This window comes from Serratia sp. B501 (assembly GCF_051172315.1).
GTDB lineage: Bacteria > Pseudomonadota > Gammaproteobacteria > Enterobacterales > Enterobacteriaceae > Serratia > Serratia ureilytica.
Genome location: NZ_JBPIZB010000008.1, coordinates 1 through 17,594, shown reverse-complemented (window position 1 = coordinate 17,594; position 17,594 = coordinate 1). Strand labels below are relative to the sequence as shown.

At 61.3% G+C, this 17,594-nt stretch carries 13 protein-coding genes and 1 pseudogene; 6 read left to right on the top strand and 8 right to left on the bottom strand.

The genetic code is table 11. The features are described 5' to 3' along the window. Positions 1–15: 15 nt before the first annotated feature. From fbaA to ACSBQV_RS20385, 4 genes are all read right to left on the bottom strand, one after another. Entirely contained in the window at positions 16–1,095 is a 1,080-nt protein-coding gene (gene fbaA / locus ACSBQV_RS20400; RefSeq protein WP_025304179.1) for a class II fructose-bisphosphate aldolase, read from the bottom strand. 116 nt (positions 1,096–1,211) lie between these two features. Then, the gene (gene pgk / locus ACSBQV_RS20395; protein ID WP_025160206.1) at positions 1,212–2,375 is read right to left on the bottom strand and encodes a phosphoglycerate kinase; all 1,164 of its coding nucleotides are present in this window, start codon (positions 2,373–2,375) and stop codon (positions 1,212–1,214) included. Between the two features lie 70 nt (positions 2,376–2,445). Beyond that, entirely contained in the window at positions 2,446–3,462 is a 1,017-nt protein-coding gene (epd, locus tag ACSBQV_RS20390) for an erythrose-4-phosphate dehydrogenase (RefSeq protein WP_004931582.1), read from the bottom strand. A 312-nt stretch (positions 3,463–3,774) separates the two neighbouring features. Further along, positions 3,775–4,734, bottom strand: a complete 960-nt coding sequence (locus tag ACSBQV_RS20385; protein ID WP_162493839.1) for a LysR substrate-binding domain-containing protein — start codon at positions 4,732–4,734, stop codon at positions 3,775–3,777. An 82-nt stretch (positions 4,735–4,816) separates the two neighbouring features. On the opposite strand from ACSBQV_RS20385, the gene ACSBQV_RS20380 reads away from it, so the two are divergent. The 5 genes from ACSBQV_RS20380 to ACSBQV_RS20360 all read left to right on the top strand — a co-directional run bounded on the left by ACSBQV_RS20380 (position 4,817) and on the right by ACSBQV_RS20360 (position 11,530). Continuing rightward, positions 4,817–5,902, top strand: a complete 1,086-nt coding sequence (locus ACSBQV_RS20380) for a tartrate dehydrogenase (RefSeq protein ID WP_033652189.1) — start codon at positions 4,817–4,819, stop codon at positions 5,900–5,902. A 364-nt stretch (positions 5,903–6,266) separates the two neighbouring features. Then, on the top strand, positions 6,267–7,877 hold the full coding sequence (locus tag ACSBQV_RS20375) for a BCCT family transporter (RefSeq protein WP_033644733.1): 1,611 nt from the start codon (positions 6,267–6,269) through the stop codon (positions 7,875–7,877). Between the two features lie 26 nt (positions 7,878–7,903). Continuing rightward, the gene (locus ACSBQV_RS20370; RefSeq protein ID WP_099783391.1) at positions 7,904–9,028 is read left to right on the top strand and encodes an aromatic ring-hydroxylating oxygenase subunit alpha; all 1,125 of its coding nucleotides are present in this window, start codon (positions 7,904–7,906) and stop codon (positions 9,026–9,028) included. Between the two features lie 46 nt (positions 9,029–9,074). Next, positions 9,075–10,523, top strand: coding sequence for an NAD-dependent succinate-semialdehyde dehydrogenase (locus ACSBQV_RS20365; RefSeq protein WP_193160567.1), 1,449 nt, complete (start codon positions 9,075–9,077; stop codon positions 10,521–10,523). Between the two features lie 41 nt (positions 10,524–10,564). Continuing rightward, positions 10,565–11,530 (top strand): PDR/VanB family oxidoreductase, encoded by a 966-nt coding sequence (locus tag ACSBQV_RS20360; RefSeq protein WP_099783387.1) that lies wholly within the window; start codon positions 10,565–10,567, stop codon positions 11,528–11,530. Positions 11,531–11,560: 30 nt separating this feature from the next. Here the strand turns inward: ACSBQV_RS20360 and ACSBQV_RS20355 are convergent, their stop codons facing one another. The 3 genes from ACSBQV_RS20355 to ACSBQV_RS20345 form a co-directional block, all read right to left on the bottom strand. Further along, on the bottom strand, positions 11,561–12,631 hold the full coding sequence (locus ACSBQV_RS20355; RefSeq protein ID WP_033652192.1) for an ABC transporter ATP-binding protein: 1,071 nt from the start codon (positions 12,629–12,631) through the stop codon (positions 11,561–11,563). Next, positions 12,624–14,393 (bottom strand): ABC transporter permease, encoded by a 1,770-nt coding sequence (locus tag ACSBQV_RS20350; protein WP_099783385.1) that lies wholly within the window; start codon positions 14,391–14,393, stop codon positions 12,624–12,626. The genes ACSBQV_RS20355 and ACSBQV_RS20350 overlap by 8 nt, the downstream gene beginning before the upstream one ends. 78 nt (positions 14,394–14,471) lie before the next feature. Further along, on the bottom strand, positions 14,472–15,560 hold the full coding sequence (locus ACSBQV_RS20345) for an ABC transporter substrate-binding protein (protein WP_033644933.1): 1,089 nt from the start codon (positions 15,558–15,560) through the stop codon (positions 14,472–14,474). 569 nt (positions 15,561–16,129) lie between these two features. On the opposite strand from ACSBQV_RS20345, the gene brnQ reads away from it, so the two are divergent. Next, entirely contained in the window at positions 16,130–17,452 is a 1,323-nt protein-coding gene (gene brnQ, locus ACSBQV_RS20340; protein ID WP_099783383.1) for a branched-chain amino acid transport system II carrier protein, read from the top strand. 69 nt (positions 17,453–17,521) lie between these two features. Here the strand turns inward: brnQ and ACSBQV_RS20335 are convergent. Then, positions 17,522–17,594: pseudogene (locus ACSBQV_RS20335) on the bottom strand (transketolase-like TK C-terminal-containing protein); the annotation flags it as partial.

The window sequence follows — 17,594 nt, the reverse complement described above, 5'->3', positions numbered from 1 at the left end:
AACAGGTGCCGAAGATTACAGAACGTCTACCGCGTTCAGATCTTTGAAGGCCTGCTCCAGACGCGTCACCATGCTGGTCTGCGCTGCGCGCAGCCATACGCGCGGATCGTAGTATTTCTTGTTAGGCTGATCGGCGCCTTTCGGGTTGCCCAACTGGCCCTGCAGGTAAGCTTCGTTCGCTTTGTAGTACTGCAGGATGCCGTCCCAGGTCGCCCATTGGGTGTCGGTGTCGATGTTCATCTTGATCACGCCGTAACCCACAGACTCTTTGATCTCTGCGTCGGTAGAACCGGAACCGCCGTGGAACACGAAGTTCAGGCTGTTGTGCGGCAGGTTGAATTTCTTGGACACGTAATCCTGAGAATCGCGCAGGATGGTTGGAGTCAGCTTAACGTTGCCTGGCTTGTACACGCCGTGCACGTTACCGAACGATGCAGCGATGGTGAAGCGCGGGCTGATGGCGTTCAGTTTTTCGTACGCGTAAGCCACGTCTTCCGGCTGGGTGTACAGAGCGGAAGCGTCCATATGGCTGTTGTCCACGCCATCTTCTTCACCGCCGGTGCAGCCCAGTTCGATTTCCAGCGTCATGCCGATTTTGGCCATGCGCTTCAGGTAGGCGCTGCAGATCTCGATGTTTTCTTCCAGAGACTCTTCAGACAGATCGATCATGTGGGAAGAGAACAGCGGTTTGCCGGTAGCGGCGAAGTGTTTCTCGCCGGCGTCCAGCAGGCCGTCCAGCCATGGCAGCAGTTTCTTCGCGCAGTGGTCGGTGTGCAGGATCACCGGCACGCCGTAGTGTTCAGCCATCTGGTGAACGTGGTGTGCGCCGGAGATAGCGCCCAGAATCGCTGCGCCCTGAGGCACATCGGTCTTCACGCCTTTGCCGGCGATGAATGCGGCGCCGCCGTTGGAGAACTGAACGATGACCGGCGCGCGCACTTTAGCCGCGGCTTCCAGCACTGCGTTGATGGAGTCGGTACCCACGCAGTTTACCGCTGGCAGCGCAAAGTTGTTCTCTTTAGCAACTGCGAAGACTTTCTGAACGTCATCACCCGTGATGACACCCGGTTTTACGAAATCAAAAATTTTAGACATGTTACTTTGTCCTGTTTCGTCGGCCGTAGATGGATGTAAATCGATGTTTTCACGCCGCGCAGCATTTGCCGTGCGGTATAAAACAAACGGGCGGCTTTCGCCTCCCGTTGTCTGAATTACTGTTTAGCGCGCTCTTCCAGCATCACGACTGCAGGCAGCGGTTTCCCTTCAACGAATTCCAGGAATGCGCCACCGCCGGTGGAGATGTAGGAGATTTTGTCAGCGATACCGAACAGATCGATGGCTGCCAGAGTGTCGCCGCCGCCAGCGATAGAGAAAGCGTCGCTATCGGCGATCGCGCGGGCGACAATTTCGGTGCCCTTACGGAAGTTAGGGAACTCGAATACGCCAACCGGGCCATTCCACAGAATGGTTTTGGCGTTCTTCAGGATAACGGCCAGACGCTCGGCAGAGACGTCGCCCATATCCAGAATTTGCTCGTTGTCCTGGATCTCGTTGGCCTGCTTCACGGTCGCGGTCGCGGTCTCAGAGAACTCGGTCGCCACGCGCACGTCGGTCGGCACCGGAATGTCGCAGGTTTCCAGCAGTTTCTGCGCGTTCGGGATCAGATCCGGTTCGTACAGGGACTGGCCCACGTTGTTGCCCTGCGCCGCCACGAAGGTGTTAGCGATGCCGCCGCCGACGATCAGCTGATCGGCGATTTTGGACAGGGAATCCAGCACGGTCAGTTTGGTGGAGACTTTAGAACCGCCCACGATGGCGACCATCGGACGGGCCGGGTTACCCAGGGCTTTGCCCAGCGCTTCCAGCTCGGCGGACAGCAGCGGGCCGGCACAGGCGACAGGCGCGAACTTGCCCACGCCGTGGGTGGAAGCCTGCGCGCGGTGCGCGGTGCCGAACGCGTCCATCACGTACACGTCGCACAGCGCCGCGTATTTCTTGGACAGGGTTTCGTCGTCTTTCTTCTCGCCCTTGTTGAAGCGGACGTTTTCCAGCACCACCAGTTCACCTTCGGCGACGTCGACGCCATCCAGATAATCCTTCGCCAGACGCACTGGGGATTTCAGGTGATCTTTCAGGTAGTTGACCACAGGCAGCAGGGAGAATTCTTCGTTGTACTCGCCTTCGGTAGGACGACCCAGGTGGGAGGTTACCATCACGCGGGCGCCTTGCTTCAGCGCAGCTTCGATAGTCGGCAGGGAAGCGCGGATACGCGCGTCGGAAGTCACTTTACCGTCTTTTACCGGCACGTTCAGATCGGAGCGGATCAGTACGCGTTTACCCGCCAGATCCAGATCGGTCATCTTAATTACAGACATGGTGAACCCTCTTTATTGAATCTCTATAAAATTGCCTGAGCAGCGCGCCAATCACGCCGGCGCCGCCGTACTAGAAACCGCTGGCGGCCATTGCCCGTGTTGTATCCAACATCCGATTGGCAAAGCCCCATTCATTGTCGCACCAGACCAAGGTCTTTATCAGGTGCTGCCCGCTGACCCGGGTCTGCGTACCGTCGACGATAGCGCTGTGCGGGTCATGGTTAAAATCGATCGAGACCAATGGTAATTCCGTGTAGTCAACTATACCACGAAATGATTCCCGTGCGGCCTTTTGCAACAGCTGGTTGACCTCCGCCACCTTCACCGCGGCGCTCACGCTGACGCTAAGATCGATAGCCGTCACGTTGATGGTCGGCACGCGCACCGAGATAGCCTCGAAGCGATCGCAAAACTGCGGGAAGATGCGGGTGATGCCCGCGGCCAGTTTGGTATCGACCGGAATGATCGACTGGCTCGCCGCGCGGGTGCGCCGCAAATCCGCGTGATACGCGTCGATCACCGGCTGATCGTTCATCGCCGAGTGAATGGTGGTCACGGTGCCGGACTCGATGCTGTAGGCGTCGTCCAGCAGCTTGATCACCGGAATAATGCAGTTGGTGGTGCACGAGGCGTTGGACACGATGCGATGTTCCGCCAGCAGCGTCTGATGGTTGACGCCGAACACGATGGTGGCGTCCAGATCGTTGCCGCCCGGATGGGCGAACAGCACTTTCTTCGCCCCCGCCGCCAGATGGGCCTCGCCATCCGCCCGGCTGCCGTACACGCCGCTGCAGTCCAGCACCACGTCGACGCCCAGTTCGCCCCAGGGCAACTGCTCCACCGCCGGCTGATGCAACAGACGAATCGCGTCGTCTCCGACGCTCAGCGTGTCGCACTCCTGCCGCACATCCCAGGCGAAGCGGCCATGGCTGGAGTCGTACTTCAGCAGATGGGCCATGCCTTCGGCGTTCGCCAGCTCGTTGATCGCCACCACGGAGATTTCCGCCCGTCGGCCCGATTCGTACAGTGCGCGCAATACGCTGCGGCCGATGCGGCCAAAGCCGTTTATCGCTATGCGGATGGTCATGCTGCTCCTGAAAAAGGGCCGTCCACGCCGGGTTGACTCACCGGCGCCGCCCGGCGCTGACTGGTTGTCTCACTAACCCGCATAGAGTAGTGGATCGTACCGCCCGCTGTGAATCGCCGAGTTTGCATTATTCCCGCGCTTCAGCGGTTTTTCACCGCCGTCACATCGGCATTTCTGTCGAAGAGTGCTTCAACTGAAACGCTTCAGCTGAGCATAAACCAAAGTTTTGGCAAAAGGAACACGTGCGACAGTTCCTCAGGTAACGGACGGGAATTTTACGAGCATAAGATGATCTGGCGCACATTTTTGGCCTTAAGACCGCGACGGATTTTCACTCGCCGGCACCGTTTCGCCGTAGTGCTCACGAAAATAGTCGCGCAGAAATTCGACGGTCACCCGCACTTTCGCCGACGTTGCCAGCCGGGAAACGTACACCGCCCAGATATTGGCCGGCTGATAATACTCCGGCAGGATGTGCACCAGTCGGCCGCTGTCGATGTTCTCTTTCACGTCCCAGGCGGAACGCAGCGCGACGCCCTGCCCGTCCAGGCACCACTGATGCACGATTTCGCCGTGGTTCGACGCCAGCGCGCCCGTCACCTTTACCGTTTCTTCACCGCTCGGCCCCTGCAGCCGCCACAGCCCGAACGGATGATCGCGTTCTTTGATCACCAGACAGGAACGGCCCGCCAGCTCCGCCGGGTTTTTCGGCGCCCCGTGGCGCTGCAGGTACGTCGGCGAAGCGCACAGGATGCGCTGGTTGTCCGCCAGCTTGCGCGCAATAAGATTGGGGGCGATATCGTCGCCGATGCGGATATCCAGATCGAAACCTTCGCTGACCAGATCTACCAGCCGATCGGAAACGTCGAGCCGCAGTTCCAGCTGCGGATACTGCCGCGCCAGCGCCGACAGCGCCGGCGCGACGAAACGCCGGCCAAAGCCGAAGCTGCTGACCACCCGCAGCATGCCCTGCGGCGCCTGGCGCACTTCGGACAGCTCGTCCATCATCTGATCGACATCGTTGAGAATGCGCTGCGCCCATTCGTAGATGCGCTCGCCGTCTTCGGTGATCGCCACCCGCCGCGTGGTGCGGTGCAGCAACGACACGTCCAGCGTCTTCTCCAACAGCGCGATGCGCTTGCTGATAAAGGCCGGCGAAACGCCCAACTCTTCGGCGGCGGCGGCAAACCCGGCGCGGCGCGCCACCAGCACGAACACCCGCAGGTCACTCAGGATCGGCATATTGTTCATGATTCGTGTTTTATGTTTCACCGTTTTCAGGATTGATTAACAGTTAGTCAATTATAGGATAACAGTGTTGTCAATCTCCCCTACCTACAAATGAGACCTCTGTATGAGCAAAACTTACAAGATTGCCGCCATCCCCGGGGACGGGATCGGGCGGGAAGTGTTGCCGGAAGGCATACGAGTATTGCAGGCGGCGGCGGCGCGCTGGGATCTGTCGCTGGAATTCGCCACCTTCGAGTGGGCCAGCTGCGACTACTACCAGCACCACGGCCAGATGATGCCGGACGACTGGTTCGAGCAACTGAAAGGCTTCGACGCCATCTATTTCGGCGCCGTCGGTTGGCCGGACACGGTGCCCGATCATATCTCGCTGTGGGGTTCTCTGCTGAAATTCCGGCGCGACTTCGAACAGTACGTCAACCTGCGTCCGGTGCGGCTGTTTCCCGGTGTGCCCTGCCCGCTGGCGAACAAGCAGCCGGGCGATATCGATTTCTACGTGGTGCGCGAAAATACCGAAGGGGAATACTCCTCGCTCGGCGGACGGATGTTCGAAGGCACCGAACGCGAGATGGTGATCCAGGAATCGGTCTTCACCCGTCAGGGCGTGGACCGCATCCTGAAGTACGCCTTTGAGCTGGCGCAACAGCGCCCGCGCAAACGCCTGACCGCCGCCACCAAGTCCAACGGCATGGCCATCAGCATGCCGTACTGGGATGAGCGCGTGGCGGAGATGGCGCGCCAATACCCTGATATCGCCTGGGACAAACAGCACATCGATATTCTGTGCGCGCGTTTCGTGCTGAACCCCGAACGCTTCGACGTGGTGGTCGCCTCCAACCTGTTCGGCGATATTTTGTCGGATCTCGGCCCGGCCTGCACCGGCACCATCGGCATCGCCCCCTCGGCCAACCTGAACCCGGAGCGCAACTTCCCGTCGCTGTTCGAGCCGGTGCACGGCTCGGCGCCGGACATTTTCGGCAAAAACATCGCCAACCCGATCGCCATGATCTGGAGCGGCGCGATGATGCTGGACTTCCTCGGCGACGGCGATGCCCGCTACCGCCAGGCGCACGACGGCATCCTGCAGGCGATTGAGCGCATTATCGCCGACGGGCCGCGCACGCCGGACATGCGCGGCGACGCCTCCACCCAGCAAGTCGGCCAGGCGATCGCCGCCCTGCTGCAACGCTGAACGCCGCAGATTTTCCCGCGCAGGGCGCCCTTCCGCGCCCTGCTTTGCCACGTCCGTTTTTCCGCTTCGATCGCTGCCGCAAATCCGTTGAAAACCACCGCAGAAGGCACGCCAATACCCCGGTCAAGATCACAACAAATTGTTTACATACTGTGTTTTATCCTTTTACAGATGCCCCAATTGTGGCCCTCCTGTAATTTGTGCACACTCGAAAATGTTAATGAAGAGTGAATATTCCCGGTAGCGACCCACCGGGCGGTTTGCTCCTCGCGGTGTAACAAAACAAATGGTTCAAGCCAATAAGGCCCGGGCGCACCCTACGCTTTGCGCACCGGCCCACCACCGATAACAGGAGTTCACTCCCATGCAGAGCAATCCCAAAAAGGATGTCACGCTCATCGCCATCAGCCTGTGCAGCATTGCGCTGATCGCCCTTTGCCTGATGCTCTTTCCGGCTCAATCCGCGCTTATCGCCAACACCATTTTCAACGGCGTCACCCGGCTGTTCGGTTCAACCATTCAAATCCTGGTGCTGATCGCCCTGCTGGTGGTGCTGTATCTGGCGTTGAGCAAATACGGCAATATCCGCCTCGGCGAAGGCAAACCGCAATACTCCACGCTGGCCTGGCTGTTCATGTTCATCTGCGCCGGCCTGGGCTCGTCCACCCTGTACTGGGGGGTGATGGAATGGGCGTATTACTACCAGACGCCGGGGCTGAACATCGCGCCGCGCACCCCGAAGGCGCTGGAATACAGCATCAGCTACTCCTTCTTCCACTGGGGCCTGAGCGCCTGGGCGACCTACGCCCTCGCCTCGCTGATCATGGCCTATCACTTCCACGTGCGTAAGAACAAAGGCCTCAGCCTGTCGGGGATCATTTCCGCCATCACCGGCGTGCGCGCCAACGGCCCGGTCGGGCGGGCGGTGGATCTGATCTTCCTGGTCGCCACCGTCGGCGCCCTCACCATTTCACTGGTGCTGACCGCCTCCACCTTTACCCGCGGGCTGACGGCGCTGACCGGCATCCCGGACAACTTCGCGGTGCAGGCGACGGTGATCCTGCTGGCAGCGGTGATCTTCTGTCTCAGCTCTTACATCGGCATCGACGGCGGCATGCAGCGCCTGAGTAAAATGGTCGGCTGGGGCGCATTCGCTTTCGCCGGGCTGGTGCTGCTGGTCGGCCCGACCGAATTCACCATCAACAACACCATCAACGCCATCGGCCTGACGGCGCAAAACTTTCTGCAGATGAGCCTGTTCACCGATCCGATGGGCGACGGCAGCTTCAGCCGCAGCTGGACGGTGTTCTACTGGCTGTGGTGGATCTCCTATACCCCGGGCGTGGCGATGTTCGTCACCCGCGTCTCGCGCGGCCGCAAGATTAAAGAAGTGATCTGGGCGTTGCTGCTCGGCAGCACCCTCGGCTGCTGGTTCTTCTTCGGCTCGCTGGAAAGCTACGCCATGCACCAGTTCATCAGCGGGCAGCTCAACGTGCCGGAGATCCTCAGCACCCAGGGCGGCGAAACCGCCGTGCAGATGCTGCTGACGGCGCTGCCGCTCGGCAAGCTGTTCCTCGCCGCCTATCTGTTCATCATGATCATTTTCCTGGCCTCGCACATGGACGCCGTGGCCTACACCATGGCCGCCACCAGCACCCGCAACCTGCAGGAGGGGCAAGATCCCAGCCCGATGCTGCGGCTGTTCTGGTGCGTGGTGATCACCCTGATCCCGCTGTCGATCCTGTTTACCGGCGCCTCGCTGGACACCATGAAAACCACGGTGATCCTGACCGCGCTGCCGTTCCTGCTGGTGCTGCTGGTGAAAACCTACGGTTTCGCCCGCTGGCTGAAGCAGGACTACGCGGCCATCCCGGCGCACCTGATCGAAAGCAGCCCGCCAACGCTGCCCGAAGCGCCGCCGGCCGGCGAACTCTCCGCTCCATCGTCGTATCAACCGCGCCCTATGGCGAAATGACAATAAGAAAAGAGGAAGGTTAACTTATGAGCACTCTGATCCCTGAATTTACCTTACCGAAAGATTTCTGCGCCGACGCCCGTGAGGCTTACACCATACCGGCCCGGTTCTACACCCACCAGGCGGCGTTCGAGCACGAAAAAGAGCAGGTGTTCGCCACCAGTTGGATCTGCGTGGCGCACCGCAGCGAGCTTGCCCAACCGAACGACTACATCACCCGCGAGATCATCGGTGAAAACATTCTGGTGGTGCGCGGCCGCGACAACGTGCTGCGCGCCTTTTACAACGTCTGCCCGCACCGCGGCCACCAACTGCTGGCGGGCGACGGCCGGGCGAAAAACGTCATCACCTGCCCTTATCACGCCTGGGCGTTCAAGCTGGACGGCGAACTGGCGCACGCGCGCAACTGCGAAAACGTGCAGAACTTTGATAAGGAAAACTCGCACCTGATGCCGGTGCGGGTCGAAGAGTACGCCGGGTTTATTTACGTCAATCTGGACTCGCAGGCCGGCACGGTGGAAGACCAGCTGCCGGGCCTCGGCGCCAAAGTGCGCGAAGCCTGCCCGCAGGTCGACGATCTCAAGCTGGCGGCGCGTTTCGTCACCCGCACCCCGGCCAACTGGAAGAACATCGTCGACAACTACCTCGAGTGCTACCACTGCGGCCCGGCGCATCCCGGTTTCGCCGACTCGGTGCAGGTCGATCGCTACTGGCACACCCTGCACGGCAACTGGACGCTGCAGTTCGGCTACGCCCGTCCCTCCGAGCAGTCGTTCAAGTTTGAAGAGGGCAAAGAATCCAGCTTCCACGGCATCTGGCTGTGGCCGTGCACCATGTTCAACATGCCGCCGCTGGAAGGCATGATGACGGTGATCTATGAGTTCCCGGTCGATGCGGAAACCACTCTGCAGCACTACGACATCTACTTCACCAACACCGATTTGAGCGACGAACAGCTCAAACTGATCGACTGGTACCGCGACGTGTTCCGCCCGGAAGATTTGCGGCTGGTGGAAAGCGTGCAAAAAGGCCTGAAGTCGCGCGGCTATCGCGGCCAGGGGCGCATCATGGCCGACGGCGCCGGCAGCGGCGTCAGCGAACACGGCATCGCCCACTTCCACAACCTGCTGGCGCAGATTTATCAACCTTGATGCGACGGGGCCCGCGGGCCCCTTGCCCCTGACTTGTGAGGTTCTTGTGAAAATTTCCGATCGGGCGCTATTCCGCCAACAGGCATATATCTACGGCCAATGGCGCGACGCCGACAACCAGGAAACCCTGCCGGTGAGCGATCCCGCCACCGGCCAACTCATCGGCAGCGTGCCCAACATGGCGACGGCCGAAACCCAACGGGCGATTGACGCCGCCCAGCAGGCGCTGGAAGGCTGGCGCGCGCTGCCGGCGCAACAGCGCGCGCAGCTGTTGCGGCGCTGGTTCGAACTGATGCTGGAGCACCAGCAGGATCTGGCCAACCTGATGACGCTGGAGCAAGGCAAACCGCTGGCGGAATCGCTGGGCGAGATCCGCTACGCCGCCTCCTTTATCGAATGGTTCGCCGAACAGGCCAAGCGCGCCAACGGCGACATCATTCCTTCGCCGAGCAGCGATAAACGCTTGATGGTGCTGAAACAGGGCATCGGCGTGTGCGCGGCGATCACGCCCTGGAACTTCCCGGCGGCGATGATCACCCGCAAGGCTGCGCCGGCGCTGGCGGCCGGCTGTACGCTGGTGGTCAAACCCGCCAACGAAACCCCTTATTCGGCGCTGGCGATGGCCGAGCTGGCCGAACGCGCCGGCATTCCCGCCGGGGTATTCAATGTGGTGACCGGCAATTCGCAGGCGATCGGCGCCGAGCTGACTCGCCACCCGCAGGTACGCAAACTCAGCTTTACCGGCTCTACACCGGTGGGCAGGCTGCTGATGCGCCAGAGCGCGGACACCATCAAGAAAGTGTCGCTGGAGCTGGGCGGCAATGCGCCGTTCATCGTATTTGACGATGCGGACATCGATGCCGCGGTGGAAGGCGCGCTGATCGCCAAGTATCGCAACGCCGGGCAGACCTGCGTCTGCGTCAACCGGTTCTACGTGCAGCGCGGCGTTTACCCGCAGTTCGCCGAGAAGTTTGTCGCCCGCGTGGCGGCGCTGCAGGTCGGCAACGGCTTCGAAGCCGGCGTACAGATTGGCCCGCTGATCAATCGCAAGGCGCGCGATAAGGTGTTGGAGCTGCTCGATGACGCGCTGAGCAAAGGTGCTCAGGTGCTGACCGGCGCCACGCCGCACGCGCTAGGCGGCAATTTCTTCACCCCGACGGTGCTGGGCGACGTGCAGCCCGGCTCGCTGCTGCTGGAAGAAGAGATCTTCGGCCCGGTCGCGCCGCTGGTGGTGTTTGATGACGAAGCCGAGGCGATCCGCCAGGCCAACGACACCATTTACGGCTTGGCCGCTTACTTCTACACCCGCGATGCGGCGCGCATCTGGCGCGTTTCGGAACGGCTGGAGTACGGCATGGTCGGCATCAATACCGGGCTTATCTCCAACGAGGTGGCGCCGTTCGGCGGGGTGAAACAGTCGGGGCTGGGGCGTGAAGGCTCCGAATATGGCATCGAAGACTATCTGGAGCTCAAATACCTGTGCCAGGCGGTATAACTTTTTCATGCGCGGGGACGCCCGCGCTTTGGAGCCAATGAATGACCAGCTATCAGATGCTTGATGTCCGCGTCGTCGACATCGAAACCGTCACCGCACGGGTCAAGCGCTTTACCCTGGCGGATCCGCAAGGCCGGCCGCTGCCCGCCTTCAGCGGCGGCAGCCACATCATCGTGCAAATGCAGGACGGCGAGCAGCGCTACAGCAACGCCTATTCGCTGCTCAGCTCACCGTTCGAACTCGAGCGTTACCAGATCGCCGTTCGGCGCGAGTCTCCTTCCAAAGGCGGTTCCGACTTCATGCATGACCGGCTGGCGGTCGGCGATACGCTGACCATCAGCACCCCGAATAACCTGTTCGCGCTGGCACCGGAAGCGCAACATCACGTGCTGATCGCCGGCGGCATCGGCATCACGCCGTTTATGGCCCATCTGCATGAGCTGCAACGCAGCGGCCAACGCTACCATCTGCACTACTGCTTCCACAGTGAAGAGCACAACGCCTTCCAGCAGCAGCTGATGCAAGCGTCGTTCGCAGACAACGTCAGTTGCCATGTCTCCAGCCTTGGCGGCCGGTTGGATCTGGCGCGCACGCTGGCCGATGTGGAACCCGGCGCCCATATCTACGTCTGCGGCCCGGCGGCGCTGAACGAAGCGGTCTACCGGATCGCCGCCGAACGGGGTATCGATGCCGGTCGCTTGCACAGCGAAGCCTTTGCCGCCGAAGACACGGCGGGCGGCGCCTTTACACTGGTGCTGGCTCGATCGGGTATTGAGCTTGAAGTGGCGCAAGACATGACCATCCTGCAGGCGCTGGAAAACAGCAAGGCGGCCAAGGTCGAGTGCCTGTGCCGCGAAGGCATTTGCGGCACCTGCGAAACCCGCATCGTCGAAGGGGAAGCCGATCACCGCGATCAATATCTCAGCGAGGAAGAACGCGCGGCGCAGCAGACCCTGTTGATCTGCTGCTCGCGCGCCAAAGGCAGCCGGCTGGTGCTGGATTTGTAAAGGGAGCGCCCGCAACGGCGGGCGTCCTGGTTAAGCTTTCGGGAATATCCACAGATGCTCGGCCGGCAGGGAGAGCCGGCACAGCGCCCGATCGCGCGCCTCGTGGCCATAGGCGCGCACCACGAAATCTTCGGCCACGGTGCGGAACAGGTATTCCCAGCGATCGCCGAGATACATGCTGGTCAGCAACGGCAGCTCAAGCTGATTACCCTGTGGATCTTCACCCAACCGCACGCGCTCCACGCGGATCACCGCCGTGCCCTCCTGTCCGACCTGCACGCCTTCGCCCGCTTTGCCCCACAGCGCCCAATCCTTACCTTCGATGCGCGCCCGGCCGTCTTCCAGCGCCACGATCTTGCCCGGCAACCGGTTGTTGCTGCCCATGAATTCGGCGGTGAACAGCGTGGCGGGCGAACCGTACATCTCCTGCGGCGTGCCCTGCTGTTCGATTTTGCCGTTATTGAGCAGCAGGATGCGATCGGAAATGGCCATCGCCTCGTTCTGATCGTGGGTCACCATCAGCGCCGACAGACCGAGCTTGATGATCAGCTCGCGCAGAAATACCCGCGCTTCTTCGCGCAGCTTGGCGTCGAGGTTGGACAGCGGCTCATCCAGCAGGATCACCGGCGGGTTGTAGACCAGCGCACGGCCGATCGCCACGCGCTGCTGCTGGCCGCCGGAGAGCTGGTGCGGATGGCGCTTGGCCAAATGCCCCAGCCCGAGCTGATCCAGCACCGCCTGTACCCGTTGGGCGATTTCCGCCGAGGCGGTCTTACGCAGCTTCAGCGGATAAGCGACGTTCTCAAACACCGTTTTGTGCGGCCACAGGGCGTAGGACTGAAACACCAGCCCCAGGTTGCGCTCTTCGGCGGGAATTTCGCTGCGCGCGCTGCCGTTGTAAACCGCGCTGTCGCCGATGACGATCCGCCCCTGGCTCGGCTTCTCCAGCCCGGCCACCGCCCGCAGCAGCGTGGTTTTGCCGCTGCCCGACGGGCCCAGCAGCGAGACCACTTCGCCCCGTTTCAGATCCATCGACACCCCTTTCAGCACCGGGTTGTCGCCATAGGTCAAATGCAGGTTCTCTACCGAAAGTTCAATCATGTAATTTCACTCCAAAGCGCAAGGCGATCCCCAGCCCCAGCACCACCAGCAGGATATTGATGAACGACAGCGCGGCGACGATATCGATGGCGCCCGCGGCCCACAGGGAAACCAGCATCGAGCCGATGGTTTCCGTGCCCGGAGACAGCAGATAAACCCCGGTGGAATATTCGCGTTCAAAGATCAGGAACATCAGCAGCCAGGAGCCGATCAGGCCGTAGCGCGACAGCGGAATGGTAACGTGTCGGGTGATCTGGCCGCGGCTGGCGCCGGCGCTGCGCGCGGCTTCCTCCAGTTCCGGTCCCACCTGCAGCAGCGTGGAAGAGATCAGCCGCAGGCCATAGGCCATCCACACCACGGTGTAGGCCAGCCAGACGCTGAAGATGGTGCTGCGCAGCGAACGCAGCCAGACGATCACGTTCTCGCGCAGCCATTCGGCCATCGGCAGCACGGACAGCCAGCCTTCCTTGAGCGATTTATCCAGCCACATCGGCAGGAACAGGAACACCCACAGGAACGCCAAACCGGCCAGCAGCCCCGGCACCGCGCGCGGCACCAGCACGCTGTAGTCGAGGAAGCGCGTGGCGCCGTCCGGCTTGCGGTGCATCGCGATGCCGATAAACAGATAGCACGCGACCGCCAGCGCCCCGCCGATCACCCCGATCGCCATCGAGTTGACGATGGCGCGCAGCAGGTTGGGCTGCGCCCAGATGGTGCGGAAGGTGTTGATCGACAGTTCGTCCCAGACAGACACGCCCACGCCCCAGTTGGAGATAAAGGCTCGCAGCACCACGCCGATCAGCGGCACGCCGATGGTCACGGTCAGCCAGAACATCACCACCGCGCCGGCCACCCAGCGCCATTTGCCCAGCGGCAACGCGCGCGCCTGCGAGGCTTTGCCCTTGACGGTGACGAAACGGTTGGCGGTACGCATCAGCCTGCGCTGCAACATCACCAACGGAATGGTGATGCAGATCAGCACCACCGCTACCGCCGCCATCAGGTGGTAAGACGGCGTGCCCAGCTTGTTGGTCAACTGATACAGGTAGGTCGCCAGCACCAGGTTGCCTTCCGGATCGCCCAGCACCAGCATCAGGCCGAACACCTCCAGCCCGAGGAAGAACAGCAGCACCCCGGCGTACAGGATAGACGGCCGCACCATCGGCAGGCTGACGGCGGTCATCACCTGCAGCGGCGTAGCGCCGGCGGTGCGCGCCGCTTCTTCAACGTCTGAGCCCACGCTGCGCAGCGCCGAGGAGATGTACAGGTAGGCGTGGGGCACGTGCGTCAACCCGGCGATAACCACGATGCTGGCCATCGAATAGATGTTCCACGGCACGAAGCCCAGCAGCGCCTTCGCCCATAGCGAGAAGAAGCCCACCGGCCCCGCCGCCACCACGTAACCGAAGCCCAGCACCATCGGCGACACGAAGATCGGCACCAAAATCAGCGGTTCGATGAGCCGCCGCCCCGGTAGATCGGTGCGCACCATCAGGAAGGCCAAAATGCCGCCGAGCGGGATAGCGATGATCACCAGGCCGAATGCCAGAATAAAGCCGCTTCTCAGCGCCTTGTAGAAATCCGGATCGGTAAAGATGAACTCGAAGGCCTCCAGGCTGAAGACCTTGGAGGGAGAGAAAAACGGAGCCGAGAGGAAGCTTTGAATGATGATAAACGACAGGGGGACATAGATAACCAGCGCGGTTATCAACACCACCAGGCCGCGCGGCAGGCTCTGCCACTTTCTGCGCCATGCTTGCATAAATGCTCCCTATGGTTGTAAACGACGACCAAAGGGCGCGCGCCTGTACGTCAGGCGCGCGTCCGAATGCAGTCCCTGTTATTTCGCCGCGGCGGCGCGCCATTGTTTGATGTAGTCGAGACGCTTGGCCGGCTGCAGATACTCCAGCAGGCTGTCGTCGACCGGGATCGGCTTGAGCGCGTTGCCCAGCAGCTTGGTCATGCCGTCGATGTCGTTCTTGCCTTCGACATCGTTGCGGATCGAAGGGATATCAGCCTGATTGGCGAGAATATTTTGCCCTTTCTCCGACAGCACGTAGTCGAACCACAGCTTGGCGGCGTTAGGGTGACCGGCTTCTTTGCTGATGAAGCTCACGCGCGACAGCACCAGGGTATAGTCTTTCGGATAGACGATGCCGAGCGACGGATCGCTCTTGGCGCGGGCCTCGGCGTACGAACCGAGGATGTTGAAGCCGATCAGGTTTTCACCGGAGGAAACGCGTTCCATCATGGTGCCGGTTGAGGATTGCACCGCCAGCCCGCCCTTGGCCACGTCGGCCAGCGTTTTGAAGTAGTTGGGATCGGCCTTGAAGTCCTGCACCGACAGCATGAAGCCAACGCCGGATTTTTCGATGTCGTAAGTGGTGACTTTCTTCTTGAATTTGTCCGTCTGGCTGGCGATCAGCTTGGCCAACGCCGCGTGCGAATCCGGCACATCGCCCTGCGGGATCAAGCGTTTGTTATAGATGAACACCACCGGCTCATAGGTGGTGCCATACACTTTATCTTGCCATACCGCCCATTTTGGCAGCTGAGCCCGCTCCGGAGAGGCATACTCCTGCGCGTAATCGCCCGCCAGTTTCAAAATAGTGTCCATCGACGAACTCCACACCAGGTCGCCGCTGGTGCCGCCGGCCGCCTGCTCGCTGATGAAGCGGTTATACAGTTCGGTGCTGTTCATGTCGTTGTATTCGACCTTGATGCCCGGATACAACGCCTCAAATCCCTGGATCAGCGGCGCCGCCGCCTTGGTGTCGGTGGTCGAGTAAATCACCACCTTGCCTTCTTTCTTCGCGCCGTCGACCAGTTTCTGATAGTCGGCGGGGTAGCCCGCCGGGAAGGCCGCATAGGCGGAAACGGAGCCCAGTAAGGTGATTGCAGCCACGGTAGCGCTGATTTTTTTCATCATCATCCATCCCCAGATCACATTTAATAAACCAAAAATTAACATACAGTTAATAATTGCAACGAGGCAACGGCGTTGCTTGTTATCTTTCGGTTTTGTGAGGTTGGACGTTTTTCAGTCAATACCCACGCCCGGCGGCGCGGGCTTTGCGGTCATCCGTGTCGCAGACTATTCTGCCAGGCGTGAGCGCCGCAGCAGGCGAATTCGCTGTACGATGGCGCCCCGGCAACGTCAGAACAAAGCCGGCATTCAACCCGCGATATGCCGATCTTTTTCCCCCGTAAACCGGTCGAAGACGGCACGTCTCTTTCAAGCCGCATATCGAAATTCCGCTGTCGATAGACAGGGTGGCGCGCTAACGCGCTGCCGGGTCGGCCGCCATGATCCCTCTGTGTGGCCGGTTCACGCCAGGATAAACAGCGCTGTATTAATCAGGTTTTTATCGCCGAATTATTATATCCTGCCGGACGAAAATTTTTGCGGGCGTACGCAGCCCCACGCGCCTCCTTCTGCAGCGCTTCATTTCGCAGCCAGGCCGTTTATTTCACGAATACAGGCAGTGCCATACCGTTATGACCAAGAGTTTATCCCCGAAAGACATTATCGCCCTGGGCTTTATGACCTTCGCCCTGTTTGTCGGCGCCGGCAACATCATTTTCCCCCCGCTGGTGGGGCTGCAGTCCGGTGAACATCTGTGGCCGGCCGCACTCGGGTTTATGGTGACCGCCGTCGCTCTGCCGGTGATCGCCGTGATCGCGCTGGCGCGCGTCGGCGGCAGCATCAGCCTGCTGACCGGCCCCATCGGCCGCACCGCCGGCCTGCTGTTGGCGACCGTCTGCTATCTGGCGCTCGGCCCGCTGTTCGCCACCCCGCGAACCGCCAATGTTTCTTTCGCCCTCGGCATCGCGCCCTTCACCGGCGACGGCGCCCTGCCGCAGTTCATCTACAGCCTGCTGTTCTTTACCCTGGCGATGGTTGTGTCGCTGTATCCCGGCCGCTTGCTCGATAACGTAGGCCATATTCTGGCGCCGCTGAAAATTCTGGCGCTGGCCGCGCTCGGCATCGCCGCCCTGGTGTGGCCCGCCGGTGCGCCGGTCTCCGCCGTCGGCAGCTATCAGGCCGCGGCGTTTTCCACCGGCTTCGTTCAGGGTTATCAAACCATGGACACGCTGTCGGCATTGATGTTCGGCTCGATTATCGTCACCGCCGCCCGCTCGCGCGGCGTCAGCGACAGCGGCCTGCTGCTGCGCTACACCCTCTGGGCCAGCCTGATCGCCGGCGTCGGCCTGACGCTGGTCTATATCTGCATGTTCAAGCTGGGCGCCGGCAGCGGCAGCCTGGTCGGGAACGATGCTCAGGATGGTGCGGCAATCCTGCACGCCTATGTGCAGCACACCTTCGGCGATCTGGGCAGCGTCTTTATGGCGGTGCTGATGTTCATCGCTTGCCTGGTGACGGCGGTCGGCATGACCTGTGCCTGCGCGGACTTCTTCTCCCGCTACCTGCCGCTCTCTTACCGCACGCTGGTGGTTATCCTCGCCCTCTTCGCCATGCTGGTTTCCAACATGGGGCTGGCCAATCTGATCCGCGTCTCGCTGCCGGTGCTGACGGCGATCTACCCGCCCTGCATCGCGCTGGTATTGCTCAGCTTCAGCCAGAACCGCTGGCGCAGCGCCAAGCGCGTCTTCGCGCCGGTGATCGCTACCAGCCTGGTGTTTGGCCTCGCCGACGGCCTGAAAGCCTCCAGCTTCAGCAGCCTGCTGCCCGCCGGGTTCGATAAGCTGCCGCTGGCCGAGCAGGGTCTGGTCTGGCTGCAGCCTACGCTGTTGGTGCTGTTGCTGGCGGCGGCTTACGACCGGTTGCGCAGCGCCGAAAACGTCAAGGCCGCGTCGTAATCGCGATTTCCGCCCATAAAAAAAGCCGGTCATGATGACCGGCTTTTTTATCGGCTTGCGCCCGGCGGCTTACTTCAGCAGCGCCTGCGCCTTGGCCACCACGTTGTCCACGGTGAAGCCGAACTCGGCGAACAGCTGCTCC

Bases quoted from the DNA above. Each gene is read 5' to 3' on its own strand.
- fbaA (WP_025304179.1), bottom strand. From the start codon at position 1,095: ATGTCTAAAATTTTTGATTTCGTAAAACCGGGTGTCATCACGGGTGAT.
- pgk (WP_025160206.1), bottom strand. From the start codon at position 2,375: ATGTCTGTAATTAAGATGACCGATCTGGATCTGGCGGGTAAACGCGTA.
- epd (WP_004931582.1), bottom strand. From the start codon at position 3,462: ATGACCATCCGCATAGCGATAAACGGCTTTGGCCGCATCGGCCGCAGC.
- ACSBQV_RS20380 (WP_033652189.1), top strand. From the start codon at position 4,817: ATGAGCAAAACTTACAAGATTGCCGCCATCCCCGGGGACGGGATCGGG.
- ACSBQV_RS20375 (WP_033644733.1), top strand. From the start codon at position 6,267: ATGCAGAGCAATCCCAAAAAGGATGTCACGCTCATCGCCATCAGCCTG.
- ACSBQV_RS20370 (WP_099783391.1), top strand. From the start codon at position 7,904: ATGAGCACTCTGATCCCTGAATTTACCTTACCGAAAGATTTCTGCGCC.
- ACSBQV_RS20360 (WP_099783387.1), top strand. From the start codon at position 10,565: ATGACCAGCTATCAGATGCTTGATGTCCGCGTCGTCGACATCGAAACC.
- ACSBQV_RS20355 (WP_033652192.1), bottom strand. From the start codon at position 12,631: ATGATTGAACTTTCGGTAGAGAACCTGCATTTGACCTATGGCGACAAC.
- ACSBQV_RS20350 (WP_099783385.1), bottom strand. From the start codon at position 14,393: ATGCAAGCATGGCGCAGAAAGTGGCAGAGCCTGCCGCGCGGCCTGGTG.
- ACSBQV_RS20345 (WP_033644933.1), bottom strand. From the start codon at position 15,560: ATGATGAAAAAAATCAGCGCTACCGTGGCTGCAATCACCTTACTGGGC.
- brnQ (WP_099783383.1), top strand. From the start codon at position 16,130: ATGACCAAGAGTTTATCCCCGAAAGACATTATCGCCCTGGGCTTTATG.